This window comes from Candidatus Nitrosocosmicus franklandus (assembly GCF_900696045.1).
Classification (GTDB): domain Archaea; phylum Thermoproteota; class Nitrososphaeria; order Nitrososphaerales; family Nitrososphaeraceae; genus Nitrosocosmicus; species Nitrosocosmicus franklandus_A.
In genome coordinates this window covers 961,685-976,998 of sequence record NZ_LR216287.1, presented here as the reverse complement: position 1 = coordinate 976,998, position 15,314 = coordinate 961,685, and the positions used below count along the sequence as shown (strand labels likewise).

General features: G+C 31.5%; 13 protein-coding genes. 6 read left to right on the top strand and 7 right to left on the bottom strand.

The features are described 5' to 3' along the window. The first annotated feature begins 230 nt into the window (after nucleotides 1–230). Nucleotides 231–1,070: a dienelactone hydrolase family protein gene (locus NFRAN_RS04560; protein WP_172602118.1), complete on the top strand. Its 840-nt coding sequence runs from the start codon at nucleotides 231–233 to the stop codon at nucleotides 1,068–1,070. Between the two features lie 951 nt (nucleotides 1,071–2,021). Here the strand turns inward: NFRAN_RS04560 and NFRAN_RS04555 are convergent. Together NFRAN_RS04555 and NFRAN_RS04550 are read right to left on the bottom strand one after the other, a co-directional pair. Continuing rightward, a complete protein-coding gene (locus NFRAN_RS04555) occupies nucleotides 2,022–2,633 on the bottom strand; it encodes a TMEM175 family protein (RefSeq protein ID WP_134483320.1) in 612 nt (203 codons plus the stop codon). 667 nt (nucleotides 2,634–3,300) lie between these two features. Next, nucleotides 3,301–3,576, bottom strand: coding sequence for a hypothetical protein (locus NFRAN_RS04550; protein ID WP_134483318.1), 276 nt, complete (start codon nucleotides 3,574–3,576; stop codon nucleotides 3,301–3,303). A gap of 604 nt (nucleotides 3,577–4,180) precedes the next feature. On the opposite strand from NFRAN_RS04550, the gene NFRAN_RS04545 reads away from it, so the two are divergent. Beyond that, entirely contained in the window at nucleotides 4,181–4,912 is a 732-nt protein-coding gene (locus NFRAN_RS04545) for a DedA family protein (RefSeq protein ID WP_172602117.1), read from the top strand. A 1,007-nt stretch (nucleotides 4,913–5,919) separates the two neighbouring features. On the opposite strand, the gene NFRAN_RS04540 is transcribed toward NFRAN_RS04545, so the two are convergent. Beyond that, the gene (locus NFRAN_RS04540) at nucleotides 5,920–6,258 is read right to left on the bottom strand and encodes a hypothetical protein (RefSeq protein ID WP_134483315.1); all 339 of its coding nucleotides are present in this window, start codon (nucleotides 6,256–6,258) and stop codon (nucleotides 5,920–5,922) included. A gap of 799 nt (nucleotides 6,259–7,057) precedes the next feature. Between NFRAN_RS04540 and NFRAN_RS04535 the strand changes: the two genes are divergently transcribed. After that, the gene (locus NFRAN_RS04535) at nucleotides 7,058–7,522 is read left to right on the top strand and encodes an iron permease FTR1 (protein ID WP_134483313.1); all 465 of its coding nucleotides are present in this window, start codon (nucleotides 7,058–7,060) and stop codon (nucleotides 7,520–7,522) included. Between the two features lie 1,049 nt (nucleotides 7,523–8,571). Here NFRAN_RS04535 and NFRAN_RS04530 read toward each other — a convergent pair. The 4 genes from NFRAN_RS04530 to NFRAN_RS04515 form a co-directional block, all read right to left on the bottom strand. Further along, nucleotides 8,572–8,985 (bottom strand): PPOX class F420-dependent oxidoreductase, encoded by a 414-nt coding sequence (locus NFRAN_RS04530; RefSeq protein ID WP_134483311.1) that lies wholly within the window; start codon nucleotides 8,983–8,985, stop codon nucleotides 8,572–8,574. A gap of 339 nt (nucleotides 8,986–9,324) precedes the next feature. Further along, on the bottom strand, nucleotides 9,325–9,948 hold the full coding sequence (locus NFRAN_RS04525) for a MarC family protein (RefSeq protein WP_134483309.1): 624 nt from the start codon (nucleotides 9,946–9,948) through the stop codon (nucleotides 9,325–9,327). A gap of 281 nt (nucleotides 9,949–10,229) precedes the next feature. After that, nucleotides 10,230–10,457, bottom strand: a complete 228-nt coding sequence (locus NFRAN_RS04520) for a hypothetical protein (protein ID WP_134483307.1) — start codon at nucleotides 10,455–10,457, stop codon at nucleotides 10,230–10,232. Nucleotides 10,458–11,712: 1,255 nt separating this feature from the next. Continuing rightward, nucleotides 11,713–12,486, bottom strand: a complete 774-nt coding sequence (locus NFRAN_RS04515; RefSeq protein WP_134483305.1) for a copper resistance CopC family protein — start codon at nucleotides 12,484–12,486, stop codon at nucleotides 11,713–11,715. A gap of 173 nt (nucleotides 12,487–12,659) precedes the next feature. Here NFRAN_RS04515 and NFRAN_RS04510 point away from each other — a divergent pair, with 173 nt between their 5' ends. The 3 genes from NFRAN_RS04510 (at nucleotide 12,660) to NFRAN_RS04500 (ending at nucleotide 15,306) form a co-directional block, all read left to right on the top strand. Beyond that, entirely contained in the window at nucleotides 12,660–13,280 is a 621-nt protein-coding gene (locus NFRAN_RS04510; protein WP_134483303.1) for a hypothetical protein, read from the top strand. A 41-nt stretch (nucleotides 13,281–13,321) separates the two neighbouring features. Continuing rightward, entirely contained in the window at nucleotides 13,322–14,806 is a 1,485-nt protein-coding gene (locus NFRAN_RS04505) for a copper resistance D family protein (RefSeq protein ID WP_134483301.1), read from the top strand. A 125-nt stretch (nucleotides 14,807–14,931) separates the two neighbouring features. Then, entirely contained in the window at nucleotides 14,932–15,306 is a 375-nt protein-coding gene (locus tag NFRAN_RS04500) for a hypothetical protein (protein WP_134483299.1), read from the top strand. Nucleotides 15,307–15,314 lie beyond the last annotated feature (8 nt).

Below are 15,314 nucleotides of genomic sequence, written 5' to 3'. Positions count from 1 at the left end.
CAAGGATGGCATTGTTACACGTAATATTTAGAGATAAGAGTGGACACGTTTTTCACACTTCTGACATTTTTGATTTACAAAGAGATAGAAACAACTGGGAATGAATTTTTCAAAATTTTGTAAATCAAGAAAAAGCATCAATTTATTGCCTTGGGTTACTGATCTTTGGAGTCTCAACAAAATAGTTAAAAGCGATAACACACGTTTTGTTCACTATGGAACTTTCCAAAATGATTCTTATGTCTTTCTTATCCGTAGTACTTTCGGTTTCCTTAATAGTCAATACGTCGTTTGAATATATAGTCGAAGCTCAAAAAACAACAGGTATTTCCGTCATGACCTTGGTAAGTTTTAACGATGGTAATTTATCATCATCATCTATTTCTGCTGATCAACCAATAGAAAATAAGACAATTAGCTATTATGCTAACTCGACGGGATATTTGGTTTATCCTTTGTTAAACCAAACTAATTTGGAAGGGAAATTACCTGCAATTGTATTAATTCATGAAAATAAGGGACTAAATGATTATATTAAAGAATCAGCTAATCTACTTGCCAGTAACGGATATGTGGTCTTAGCAGCGGATCTCTTTAATGGCGAAGTTACAACTGATCAAAATCGATCACGAGAACTGACTGCAGCAATTAGGGAGAACCGTGATATAGCAATCGATAATTTGAGGTCTGCTGTTACATATTTACAATCCCTTGATAACGTTAATCCTACTAAAATAGCGTCTTTAGGATGGTGTTTTGGGGGCCAACAGTCACTACAACTAGCACTTGACAGCAAAGACAATCCTCTTGCTGCCACAGTAATATATTATGGTAGACTAACTAATGATACTCAATCCCTTTCAGCTATAACGTGGCCTATATTGGGAATATTTGGAGAAAAAGATCAATCAATATCGGTAGACTCTGTCAATCAGTTTGAAAAAGCACTCAACGAGACTGGAATAACAAATGAAATTTATATTTATCCAAATGTTGGTCATGCTTTTGCAAATCCTTCAAACGAAAACTATGCTCCAAGTGAAACTGCAGATGCTTGGAAAAAACACTAAATTTTCTGGATAGATATTTAAAATCTTAGCTAAAGGATACTCAAAAGAATTTTTTTGTTTTTGTGGTGTGTGATTTATAAGAGTATGCTCATTTATTTAATCGCTGGTTTGTAGTGAACCAGGGCGGGATATCGTTGAATCACTAGATTGTTGAACGATGTTAGGAATAGATTACAAAGTTACCTCGATACCGTCATCAAATAAGTTCAATTAGTGTTTTGGGGTCACCGTGACTATCTAGGATATGCCTTAGCAGAGAATTTTCTGGTATGATAAACTATGGAGGAACAGCAATCATATGAAGAATGATTTCGAGTTTAATGATAACACAGGTTTGATGAAAAAGTCAGTCATAGACTCATCTATAATACTGACCAATTTACTAAATAAGACTTCAATAATAGATTACAACTTATCTCATTTAATAAAAACCGATTACTGAACAACAATACTATTCATGTCCATACTGGACTAATAACACTAACATGCTACTACTTTTTACTGTTAGTATTTGTATGATTTATTAAAATCCTTTTTCTATACGTCTATTGATAATGTTCAAAGCCATTGTATATCAGCATCATAAGTTAATGAGATTACTTCGTAGGGTTCTAGAGAAGAGTGTATTATATATCTACGACCTGGTTTGGACAATTAAGTTAGTCATTGTCGGATTTGTTTATGCATTGCTTGTGAAACAAACTATGAAAATATCCTTTTTGGTTCTCTAAAGTTGCATACTCCGAATTGTAGTAAGTCAATAAACCAAAGAAATTGTATATTGTATTCCTTGAGTCATCAAATATTTTTGACCCGTAATTAACAATCCTAAGAATATCCGATACTCTTTCTGATACTTTATGAATGATGTTGCATAAGATTATTTAATCGAGCACTACCCATTACCCAATAATCTTTGGATTACTCGATTTGTTTTAAAGGAATTATTTTTTAGCTTAGATTGGTTCTTTTTTTGAAAATTATTTGAAAAGGAATTATTAGGATCCAAAAATATGATGCAGCCTGAATATTTATAAAAGCAATTCCAATCGACCCTGCAAATATGATTGCTGGGATAATTCCTTGTAGTGTATACAGTTTTTTCTGGCGTTTTGTCATGATATCATCCTTAAGTAGATTATGATTCAGAGCATGTATCCAAATTAGAGAGAGTAGTAAACTAGTCGCGGTCAAGATGATGGCATATAACACAAATGTAGAAACATAATTATTCTCAAACCTAAGGGCAGTTCCGAACGATATTAATGTAACAAAAAATAAATAAAATAGGTTCAGCCATAGCATAATCGAATGTGAATCTTTTATTTTGTTAAAAATTAAATGATACTTTATCCAGAATATGCCTATTACGGCAAAACTTGCAAAATATATTTCAAACTGAGGAATAAGGCTGAATAACTTGTTGACTACTTCGGCCTCAGATAGATTGGATGGTAAATCCGGTATTTCAATTGAAATTGCAATAAATGTAATGGAAAATGCAAATATTGCATCACCAAAGGATATGACATGATCCAACCGTACCTTGTTCAGCGAAACCATTATCTTTCTTGTTCGATATACAAATCAGAATAAAAACAATATGATCGTCATCCGTAAATAGGGAGATCCCTTAATCTACTTCATTGAAAAAGAAATGGATAACAGAATATATGATGCACAAACTGTTGGTATCAAATAACTTGATTTAACATCTGCTAGAAAATGATGCAAATTTCCGATTATTTGAGATTAATTTACATAATTGTTTATCTAACAAAATCAAATAATAATGTAATCTAAATTCTTATTCAACTATTCATTCATGCATGACTATGATCGACAATATTTGATTGAGAGGCGATCTATTTGTCAGTGTCTTCCTGTAGACTAAAGTGTCAGAACACTACAATGATTTTTTATTGTCTTAAGCCGAAATTAAAATTTATTTTTTAAATTGGCTAATGTAAACATTTGGTTCTTTTATTCAATATATTACTCGTTAACAGGTGGTTAACCTCTTTATGGTACAATTTCGATTAATCCATATTCATGTAAATCACATTCGCAATATAGATTTGTTAAATTTATTGAAAACCGACGTATTTCAATTATTACATGGACAAAATCCTGTTTATATGAGTCGCTGATTAGGCAGAAAGTCAAATGATAGGCAACTTACCTATCTTATTGTCATATAATTTAAATTAGTCTTAATTGAGTCCCTACACTAAACGTAATTACTATATTGGATATATCGTAATAGTGTTTTTTCCAAGGTAATCAACTCGGGAGTAGTAAACAACGATTGCAATACGTGATTATCAAGTGGTTCCATATTGATCAATATCTCTTTTATTTTTCTACTGGTCCATTCTGATTCTTTTTCTACCACTATGATTGTGATGTCTAAATCATCAATGTCAAATTCGCCAAAAGGTAATTGTGACATAAGGTACTTACACTTTTCAACCAAGACAAAGCGATTTTCTCTTTCTGACATCATTATGATAGATATATGTTGTTAATACTATAATTCGATTTGAAATAAATCTTAACTAAGAATCTACTTTAAGATCTACTAATTTGTCTGTCTAATCAATCTGTGTATGGGTCAAAAGAACGTGGATTCTTTCATATTGATTTTTCATCGATTTTTTTTATATTTTTTTTGGGAGATAATTTAAAAAATATCTTTTCATATCGAACTATTCATATCAATATGAAGGTTTAGACGAGATAATTAATAGAAATAGTATGGATAGGTTTGTAATATCTAACCTTTGTTGCTAAAAATTTATGCAAAATTAACTACAAATCACTTTATCTCAAATCTATTGTATAGATCAACTTTGTCTTGAGATTACTTTTGTGAATTCAGTTAGGTACGATCGTTAAATAGTATCTTATTTAGTTAATTTTATCTTGATACTAGTATACAATTTGAATGATCTAAAATCTGTCGAATATGTGAAAACCTATTGCGGTTTAGGTGACTTCGACTTAGAAAGATTTGTTACGGAGCAACAAACGAGGTAAATGACTAAACTATAATGCAATATTTGTTATACCTGGGTATTATCTTTACTCTCTTTTTGGTCATCTTTCTTATGTTATTCAAAAATATCGTTTATCCGCCAACCGAATTTTCGAATAAATCAACAAACTCATTTGCTTACTTAAATAATATAAATGCTGGATCTACATCCGACCTTTCGCTAATACCAAATATAGCTAATGTTACTATATCATGGATAGATAAGTATGGCTATATAGGCGTTTTTGCAGCAGCTTTGATAGAAAATCTTTTTCCGCCAATTCCCAGCGAACTAGTTTTTCCATTAGCAGGGATTGCAGTGTATGCCAAGAATTTGGGTCTTTTAGATGGTGTAATAGGTATGTCGCTTTCCGGTGCAGCTGGATCAACCGTTGGTGCATCAATAATTTACTACATTTCGAGAAGAATCGGCAGAATGGCGATACTAAAGCTTGGTACTCATATAGGATTTGGAGAAAGTGAATTGAAGAAAGCTGAAAAATGGTTTGACAAACATGGTTCAATGGCCGTATTTTTTGGTAGAATGGTTCCAGGACTTCGAGAAATTGTATCTATTCCAGCAGGAATTGAAAAAATGAAACTATCTTCATTTACTACTTTTACTTTCGCAGGGTCATTTGTATGGTGCACATTTTTGACAACTATTGGCTTTTTTATGGGGGATATGTGGAATGAACTTTACAAAAAGTATTCATTGGTATTCGATTTAGTTGCAATTATCGTTCTTGTAGGAATACTTGGAGGGGTTTCCTATCGCTATTATAAACATAAGACGAAAAGCTAACATCATACTTAATCTTGTGACATGAGATAAAAATCTCATGGATTGAGCTTATGCCGTCTACATTAAACTATGAAATTATTTAACGAATCTAGTGAGACTACAGAGAATGTTAAATAAAAAATAACAACTATTTCAATTTTCATATTAGGGATTCATTACTTGTACAGCATAACAAATTCTATCCTACAATAACACTATTGTCTATAAGGATAGGGATAATAATTATACTTCGAAGGTAAGATTCTAAAGTAGGAATTGTCAGGACAGGAAAATTTAAGAATATAATGCTAAAACCGTTTGGAATTGTTTGTTCTTGCATTTATACATATTCTATTTTCGAGACCGTAATCCAGAAATTAAGAATCGATATGAGTCTTGGGATTAAGATTCTTGACCTGATTTCATTGTTTAAAAAGCCATTTTTCTGACAATAAGTGTTTTAAAATTCTGAGCCGTGCAAGAGTTATACAAAAATATCATATCATTATGCGCAAATTTGTCGAAAATGACTCCCGGACTTTTTTCTATATGTTTAATTCGAAGAAATCTCAATGACTATATAAGTAATTAACCCTAAATTGAGATCAAAAAAACTCAAAATAATCAAAAAACACCAAACACAACAATTAATAAAAAAACAACTAGATAAAAATGGAATTAATTATATCATAAGTTGTTACATACTCTATACTATATGCACATTCGTTTTTGGAAACAAAACACAGAAACTATTACCATCACTAGATCAAGGATCAATATTGTAATAAATTGGTAGTGATTGGGGAGATAACAACTTAGATTTCATTTGAGTTATGAGACTGATATAAGGTACATTTGGTCTTAAACCTTGAAAGATAGATTTCATTCAAATTACGAGGTCAAATTGAATAATGACATGTATGAACTGTGACAGAAATTTATGATATGACAATCGCAACTTCGGTTAGTTTCTATTTATCAAACATAGGTTGCGATTTATTTATGGGTGATCATAATAAAGAGGATGATCACTCTTCTTCGATCTCTACCAGCTTTGATGCCAATCCTACTTGGTAGGTATTTTTATATTTAATTCCTTTTTCAAGATTATTTTGGACTCTTGCAAATACATCATTAATCTGGTTACCCATGGAAGGTGATTTTCTGTTTATGTGACTCAAGATTTCTTCTGTGGTGGCTGGGAATTTAAGACCTTCAAGAAGGTTTGCAAGTTTAGACACAGTTGCATTATCTGTTGCTTTGTTTACGGGGGATTCACCAGTTAATTCCTCTGCTCTTTCCACAGATGAGTCTACTCCTGATTGAGCCGGATCTGCATAATTCTTTTCATTATGAATATAGCTCATATCTTTCATAATTATGCAACAAAGTATTTTACTTTGGGTTATTTTGTTATATGGTTGTACTCAAAACATTAGCCTATGCTAGCTAGTTTGGATTTCTAACCTATCATAGAAAATATGATGTGCAATTTCCTTACTAAGGTGACAAAAAATAAGTTTTGTTTCCTCTTTGTTAGACATGTTCGAATAATAAAGGAAATTCGTCATTATCAATGAAATAGTCTTAATCTATTCATTATCTGAATTATTTGTTATACACTTTTCGCTCAATCTATTGTAACATAATTTTTTCTTCATTACATTTTATTTTAGTATAATCATGGTCTGTAAATCATCAATAACGTTTGATTTTATACGTTTACTTGAAATTAATAATGGATGAGCAAATTACTTTAGATTTATAGACCGAATGGATCTTACAGGTAAACTAAAATGGAAGTTACAAATGGGACTAATCTATTATGAAGTTCAGTTTTAATCTTTTCAAGATATTACTAAAGTCAATCACTTTCAAAAAACAATAAAAAGTTATTCTTACCTCGCAACACCGAGTAGTAGACGTAAATAAATACCATTACCGATCCGCATTTATGAAGTAAATCAATCAAGCAATTAAAACACTATTTGTAGGATAACGGTTTCTTTATAGTTAAAAGAATTTATTAATTACAATTATTCTTACTGCAATACGTTACCGTTGCAATAATTGTAATATTAACAGATGCAAAAAAACAGGTTATTCTCAAATGTTATAATGACCATTACGATTTAATAAACTATAATGTTTATAAGCATGTCAAGTATGAATCTTTCAAAGAATTCAAAAACAAATTTGTTAATATCGCCTTTGTTGTTAATTGTGATGACGAGTATTATACCGGTTTTGCCAAATGTCTATGCTCAAGCGACAAATACTACTACTAATACTACTGATTCAGTAGAGGCAGACGAACCAGAAACTCCACTTGAGTTTATTTCCGTAATAAGAAGCCTATTGAATCAAACTTTAGTAGAATATACAAACGAGAATTATACTGGGGCGGAAGAATTAGCAACTACTGCCTATCTAGATAATTATGAGTATGTAGAAGCTCCCCTAGCTGAGATAGACAGACCTTTAATGGAAACAACTGAAATTCAAATGAGGGAAGAATTGCGCAAAATGATTTTAGATCGTGTTCCAATAGAAGAACTACAAGCTCAAATAGATGAGATTAATGTCAATTTGGACAAGTCTGTAGAGTTACTTTCAAATTCTACCTCGTAAAATAAATAAACAAGCTAAAAGAGTACGATCTTTGTTATGAAGAGAGCGCAAATACAATATACCTTTTAGGTCCAAATATTCTTCTCTTAATATGGGGAACTGAAGTGTGTTATGCTTTCGTAGCAACTTGCAAATATTGTATATGACTGCGATACCGTTCTTATTTCTTGAATGTGAAATTCTAATAAATAAATTCATTATTAATGTCGGGGAGTCTAGAATTAGCTATAAATTGGGTTTACATAAGTAGATAACGTTTAAATCATCAATTGTAAATTGATTCAATGACTACTAATTTGCTCATCTGCTTGGTAATAACCTCTCGTAAATATTAGTTATCTCATCCACGCTTTTTTGAGAATGATTCATGATGTCTATCAACGAAAACAATGAAAATGTTCTTACTTGCTTATTCAAATTAATCAAAAAAAATTAACTCGAGTAGATGTTTTGAAGGTTGCATCTTATCTGATAGCATGGAGTCCTCATTCAAATTTTTCCAATCTTTCAAAAAGTATAAAGCAAGAAGACAGAATACTTGAATACATGCACAAAACTCCTACACAAAATTATCTCTATTTTCAATTTGCTCTTAAATCTTTATAAGAAATAAACTGCTATCTTCATGAAAAGGTGGTTATAACTTTATTTAATGACAACATGTGCCAGAATAACAATGTAGTCAACACGGTAGTATTGTAAAATATATACAGAACCAACAAGTATTTAGTGGATAGTTTCTACCGAATAGTATGAAAGTTGATCTACTTTTTTAAGCCATATTGAAAAAACCGTATTCACAAGTGTAAATCAATAGTCACAAGGTCTACTGTATGAATGTAACTTGGCAGAGTATGTTGTATTACCAAACAACAAACTATGTCGATAATTAATTTGAATAGATATCAAAACAATCTTTTATTTATTTTTAAAGTGATAAATTATCGAGAGATTCAAATATTATTGTGTTAGTATTATTTTTGTTCTTTCACGTTAACATATTCTTAACTAATAATTAATTGTTCTGCTTTTAGATGTTAATATAACAACTAAATGGAACTTACCTTTATAGGCCTTATTTTCAATAATACTCTTTTTTCACCAGAAGTTCCAAAGGGATACTTATCTTTATTAAGATACTTTTTTGCCATCTTATCTATGTGTTTATCTGCCTGTTCACCAGTAATTTGCTCTATTACTTCTCCTCTTATGGTAATCATGTGATATGGGTTATTCCTGTCTACGATTGAAATCGCTACTCTGGGGTCCCTTGTCACATTCTTTTGTTTTATTCTTCCTAATGCCGTATTGATAAGAATTCGATTTTCGTTATCGATATCTACCCAAGTGGGAGTAATCTGTGGTGACCCATCTTTCATAAGTGTAGCAACAAAAGCAAGATTCTTGTCTTCAAAGAAATATCGTAGAGAAGGATCAATCTGTTTATTTCCATTTTGACTCATAATTACTTAATAAGAATGATTACTTTTATATGTTATAATAAATCAGTCGAAATACTCTGCACAATCAAAAATTAGAATATGCGAAATACATTCTTTGATTTCAAAAAGAATGATGAGAAACGAATCAATTTCAGACACATTCAACATAATACAAAAATGGTTAGTAACATCTTTCTACTTTAAATTGCTACCTAAGTAACTAATAAGTCTAGCTTTAAACACGATTCAGAGGGAACCGTTCGTATCCTTGTCCATATGTCCATTAGCTATTAGAGTTTAACATTCCAAGAGATAGTATTTTTTTGTGATTCTAATAAATTGTAATAGTCGATATATTGTTTAATTTCCTAGTATAGATTGTAACCCATTGACAATATATTGAACTGCGATGGCGGCTACAAGTATTGCAAACACTCTTGTTATTATCAAAGAACCACGTCTACCGAGTATTCTGTAAATTGGATCAGTCATATAATAAATTAGATAAGTTAATCCAATAACAATTAGGATTGAAAGCATCGTTATTATCAATCCAGAAGTTTGGAAGGATAGTATGACCGAAGCAATAGCACCAGGTCCAGCCAATAGTGGGAAAGCTAACGGTACTACCCCCGAGTCATCAGATATGTTATCTCCAAACCTCCAACCCCCGTGAGTAAGTAGCTCAACAGATATTATGAATAATAATATTCCACCTGCAATCATAAAGCTCGAAATAGTAATTCCAAAAATTGATAAGATTTGAGTTCCAGCAACGGCAAATAAGATCAGCAGTATCCCTGCTGTTATTACAGCCGTTCTTGATATATTATTTCTCTCTTCTTTTGATTTTTTTTGAGTAATAGCAATAAACAAAGGAATAGTTCCTAATGGATCTATTACTACAAAAAGTGCAATTACGCTTCTCAGCAAATCTAATCCGAACGTATTAAATAAATTGACGAATACTTCGATCACTGTCATACTGTCCGATACAATTAAAATAAATGAATTAGATATATGTCATGTCTAAAGCTCGTGTGTATTTGGGAAACCAAATACTTCCCATTAATACATTTATTAAACTAGTGATACTTGTGCGATTTTGATCCAAATAAATCAATAATAACTACTATAGCAATTTACCTGACCGGACGGGTTTATCCATTTGATGGAGTAAGTATAACTTGATCAAATAGCATAACAAGTAATTTTTGTTATCAAACGTATATACTATGTATATTGTGTTTTTCTATCATTTTCAACTAATCAAAACCTGTTACATCATCCGGAATAGTACTTCTAGTAAATAATTTCTTATAATAGTAATAGTTCTTATCGGATTGGACATTTTTAGAAAAATTTTTGCTTGGTACATTCTCATTGCTGAGGTCATAATTAATTGTGCTTAAACCAAATATATTTTCAATAATCTCTACTGATAGCCATAACCCTTCGCATTTGGGGCATTTGCTAACTTTACTATTACTCAAGTTCGATTGCATTTTCAAGAAACAGTGGGGACACTCCATCGATTAATAGTTGTTTGTGATCATTGTTTATAATCTATATGATGAACATTTAAGAAAAAAATTACGATCAAATTTTGCCATCCTTTTTATTATAATGACAAAATTTAGCAATCTTTGTATATTTTTGATATACTATACATGAAGATTACAAAGGATAACCTTCATAAAAAACAAATACATCATCAGATCAATCAATTTCTAAAAAAAGATTAGAATTTTAAAAGTTTCAACTTTTCCATCACCTCTTTCTCTTTTGGAAGTGGCATTTCATCAGAATATCCATCTACTCCTATAATAAGTCGATGACAACCAAGACAAAACTGATGATATATTTCATAGTTCATTTTTGTTCTTTTGTTTCATCGTCATCTTCTTTCCATTTAGGACTGAAATAAAATAGTTCAATGAGGGCATTTCATCATATCCTATATATGATTAAATAAACAAATTATATTAATTCTAGAATTTCGTTTATGGTGATCCTGGAGTGACAATACGTATAAAATTAGACAATGGGCTCATTCTTTCCTGGAATATTGATGGGGGTGACAATCAAGAAATAAGATAACGTAGTTGCTCCTGATACTAAATCCGATATTTTGGTATAATTTACACATAGTGTATTAACAAAACATCTTTTTAGATCAATTCAGATCGAACATGTCTTGCGAACATTCAGAGATAACTATTCTTTAGCGTTCATCATATTCCGTGATATCTAATTGCCAGAAATATACATTTGCATACTATTTTTTTGATTGTTTCTGATTATTGATTTTTCTCTGAATAACTACTGACTAGTATTCTGTATTTAAACAAATACTCGAATTAAATATAAGGTAATTGAGCGGTGGAATTATAAAGGAATTTAGCCAAAAACACGAACCTGGATCATCATCACATTTAATAATGACTGAGCATGTACAGGTCATTTCAAGTGGATTCAAAAATGATCCAGTATAGATATTACAATTATTCTTACTCTCAAGGCGAGCCTATCAAAGAAATAAGATACTTTGTAGAATGTACTTTTAAAAATCAAATGTGAGCATAGAAGAAACAGTTCTAAAGTATAGCGAAAACAGGTTGCCACATTACATGGTACAAGTTACTAACTCTGTATATCTCTATGTCATAACATATCGAAAACTATTCCTGGTACCTATTAAACTAAGAATGAATCGAATTCTTAAATTCAATCTAGTTCAAAAAATAATTAGTTCTTAATTGATATTTCAAATGTATGGTTTATATCGTAATCATTAATTCTTTGCACAATAACCTTTATTTGCCAATTACCTTCTTGACTAATAAAGCTCCCTGATTTAAAAAATTCTCCCACTTTTGTTTTTTCCATAGATTCGGCAATGGGTCCTAAATTCCTCTCTGGATTGCTAAATTCAAGGAAAACATTACGTATATTTTCTACAGCAGTCCCATTTTCATGGTCAATGTTTACAGTGAAATTGTTTTGACCAACTCTGTAGGGCATGATGTTCAAATTAAGAACTATACTATCTGGGGTCGTATAATTTTCAACATAACCTATAGATCCATTTGTGCTTGGATTTGCCTGCTGGTTTATAACCTGGGAGATATTCTTATCTTTCACTGTAAATACATAGGAGCCTTTCGTAATATGTCCGTCATCTTTCGACAAAACAGACCAATCTACTGTATACACTCCAGGGGTGATTTTGGATTTATCTATTGCCGTAGAGATGGTTTTGTCAGAATCTATCGTTTTCAAATCATTAGAATCTATTCTCTCATTATCTGAATTTAATACTTTGATGTTGCTTGCCCTTAATTCAGGTCTTTCAGTAAAAGTTATCTTTACCTCATTTGGTAATGATTTGGAGGAATCTAATACAGTATTTGGCGCAGGGTCATATGTAACTGGACTGGCATGGCCAAAGACGGGAAAGAATGACAAGCCTGTTCCCAAGACATATGAAAGCGCAACAACCATAACGATAATAAATTTCATATCTATAATTACCTGATAAATATTATAATACTTGTTGTACAACGTTCGAAGCAGATCTCAACTTTATTTTTAGCCGTTGATTTCGTTTCATATTTATTTTTCTGATTTATGATTTTCCCCTATTCGAATGTTGTACAAAAAACATTATAATTGTATTCATGGTGACAAAGATTATGAAAAGATTTCATTTCATGCTCGTCGGAGTTCTAATTGCTACATCTATGTTGGTAACAGCACCTAGCTTACAAATGTCATATGCACACCAAAGAGCATTATTTAATATCAATGGTCAAGACTATTTGTTTGTTGTTGGCTCATTAAATGAACCTATTTCTGTAGATGATAAAACAGGTGTCGAACTAAGGGCTATGTATCCTGATCCTTCTAATCCAATTGACTCAAGGGCAAATGGCACTAAACCTGTAACTGGATTAGAAGAATCGTTAAAAGTAGAAATCTCAGCTGGAGATAAGAATATGACCTTAAACTTGGAACCTGCCTTTGGAGAACTTGGCAGTTACGAATCTGAACCATTTTATCCCACTATTGCAACTACCTATAATTATAGAATTTTTGGGGATATTAATGGAACAGCATTTGATGTAACATTTTCATGTAATCCCGCAGGCGGAGAGGCAGCACAATCTGATAATTCAACAGTACAAATATCAGAAGGAGTTGAAAGAAAAGCCTTATTGGGCGGATTTGGTTGTCCTGAAGAACGAATAGGTTTCCCTGAACCATATATTTCTCAATATGAGGTAAGCCAAGCGTTAAATAGGACCTCCAATTAATTTTTTGATAAAATCTTATTTGAGATCTACTTCTACATCCTATGTCCATCTCTAAAATAATTGTATTCTTTTTACTTGTGATCATCGTTTTATTTTATTTAGTTAGTTTCAATTCTTTTGCATTCGCCCAAGTTGAAAGCGCCTTTGATGCTTCTTCATCGTCTGAAGCAGTAACTTCTGTAAATGACGCAATTTTAAAATCTTTGGTTATTATATCTCAAGTAGCAGTTTTCGGGATAATCTTTAATTGCTTTCTTTTTAGTAAATTTTTAAAACAGACACGAAAAGATGGTAATAATAAACCATATTATTCAGTGAAACAGGATGTGTACCTTAATACAAGAATTTTAAAGAAAGTCTTTTTTATAGTGATAATTTGTTCCGTATCTATAGTATTTTTTTCTACTTGTATAATTTTACTTCAATCATATCAGCTGTCTCAGAATTTGGAACTCGACATTTACTCTGCATTTGACATTTTATTTACTACCTCTGTAGGACAAGTTTGGATGCTGCGTATCGGGACTTCTTTTGCCATAATGACATTAGTGATTATTTTATATTATTTGTATAGACTCAGAGGGCGAGCAATTTTTAACAATAGCGATAATCTGGATAACCACACTACAAATAGAATAAATCATTCTAGTGATAACAAACTTAGTCAAATTTTTTTATTGACTGCAATGATTATTTCTTCAATTAATCTCTATTCTAATAGTATGGTCAGCCACAGTAATTCTCTCCCCTCTTATTCTACCTTGGCAGTGTCAATGGATTGGATCCATTTCATGGCTGTATCAATTTGGATAGGCGGTTTGTTTTATCTTTCATTAATTCTTACAAGGAATCTTAAACCTGTTGACTATGACAGCAAATCGAATAGTAACATAACATTTTCCAGTACTTATGATGATCTAATAAGTGTTCATAACTCATCCATTTCTTTAATGAACTTTTCTTTTGTTGCTATTATTGCTCTTTGTGTCATTGGAGTTTCTGGGCTCTATTTGGGTTATATACACCTTCAGAATCTACACTCGGTATTTAGTACTTTATATGGACAGTTACTTGTTCTAAAGCTTGGATTAGCATTTCCATTAATTTTCATTGGAAGATATAACCAACTTAAAATTTTTGAATACACGTCACTGATATCTAATTTGATAAAGAACATAGATGATAAAGCTAGTAACACAACTAATATTGCTTCTCGACAGTATCAAGAAAATAGAATTATGATGCTCAAGTCCCTCTGTAGAACTTTAAAAGTTGAGTCAATATTGGGGATAGCTGTTCTCATAGTAGCGTCGTTTCTTTCAGTGACCTCGCCACCGTCCTTAGAAGTATTTAATGGATTCTCAGATGATATTCGGATCCAAATTGCGAGCGATTCACGAGATTCATCCTTTATTTATCTTGTGATAACTTTGGCTGTGATCATATCTGTTATTGCGGTTGTGAATTTCAGAAAGAATCAAAAGCAAATAGAAAAAATATTTGCCATTATGGATAGTGGCTTTTGACAAGTAAGTTGATTGATTGATTGATTATTTTATTTCAAAACCTTGTGTGTTATTAAATTATATTATAATATGAAAATAACATTTAAAACTACATTTTATTATAGGTTTTTAGATTAGTAAATGTAATGAATTTAACTATTATAATCGCAGTTGCTGCATCAATATGTACTGCGATAGCTGGAATCTTGCATTTAACTATGCTACCTGCCCCCAATACTAATATGACAATCCTCTTTTTGGTAGGAGGTATTGGTCAAATATTTTGGGTTATCCCAACAATTAGGAGGTGGGGTTTGACATGGGATTGCATAGGTATTGCTGGGACAATCGCTTTCATTTTAATATGGACGATAACACGTATGCCTGATAACCCTATTACGGGCAGAGCTGGTCGTGTTGGTGAATCGGCCATCATTATAGAAATATTTCAAATTGCATTTGTAGTTCTATTAGGCCTATTGATAAGCAAACAAAAGGCTTCTCCAAACATCAAAACTTAAGCCCTTAT

What these genes read in the sequence shown, in the direction of transcription:
- NFRAN_RS04560 (WP_172602118.1), top strand. Translation starts at nt 231, where the DNA reads ATGATTCTTATGTCTTTCTTATCCGTAGTACTTTCGGTTTCCTTAATA.
- NFRAN_RS04555 (WP_134483320.1), bottom strand. Translation starts at nt 2,633, where the DNA reads ATGGTTTCGCTGAACAAGGTACGGTTGGATCATGTCATATCCTTTGGT.
- NFRAN_RS04550 (WP_134483318.1), bottom strand. Translation starts at nt 3,576, where the DNA reads ATGATGTCAGAAAGAGAAAATCGCTTTGTCTTGGTTGAAAAGTGTAAG.
- NFRAN_RS04545 (WP_172602117.1), top strand. Translation starts at nt 4,181, where the DNA reads ATGTTATTCAAAAATATCGTTTATCCGCCAACCGAATTTTCGAATAAA.
- NFRAN_RS04540 (WP_134483315.1), bottom strand. Translation starts at nt 6,258, where the DNA reads ATGAGCTATATTCATAATGAAAAGAATTATGCAGATCCGGCTCAATCA.
- NFRAN_RS04535 (WP_134483313.1), top strand. Translation starts at nt 7,058, where the DNA reads ATGAATCTTTCAAAGAATTCAAAAACAAATTTGTTAATATCGCCTTTG.
- NFRAN_RS04530 (WP_134483311.1), bottom strand. Translation starts at nt 8,985, where the DNA reads ATGAGTCAAAATGGAAATAAACAGATTGATCCTTCTCTACGATATTTC.
- NFRAN_RS04525 (WP_134483309.1), bottom strand. Translation starts at nt 9,948, where the DNA reads ATGACAGTGATCGAAGTATTCGTCAATTTATTTAATACGTTCGGATTA.
- NFRAN_RS04515 (WP_134483305.1), bottom strand. Translation starts at nt 12,486, where the DNA reads ATGAAATTTATTATCGTTATGGTTGTTGCGCTTTCATATGTCTTGGGA.
- NFRAN_RS04510 (WP_134483303.1), top strand. Translation starts at nt 12,660, where the DNA reads ATGAAAAGATTTCATTTCATGCTCGTCGGAGTTCTAATTGCTACATCT.
- NFRAN_RS04505 (WP_134483301.1), top strand. Translation starts at nt 13,322, where the DNA reads ATGTCCATCTCTAAAATAATTGTATTCTTTTTACTTGTGATCATCGTT.
- NFRAN_RS04500 (WP_134483299.1), top strand. Translation starts at nt 14,932, where the DNA reads ATGAATTTAACTATTATAATCGCAGTTGCTGCATCAATATGTACTGCG.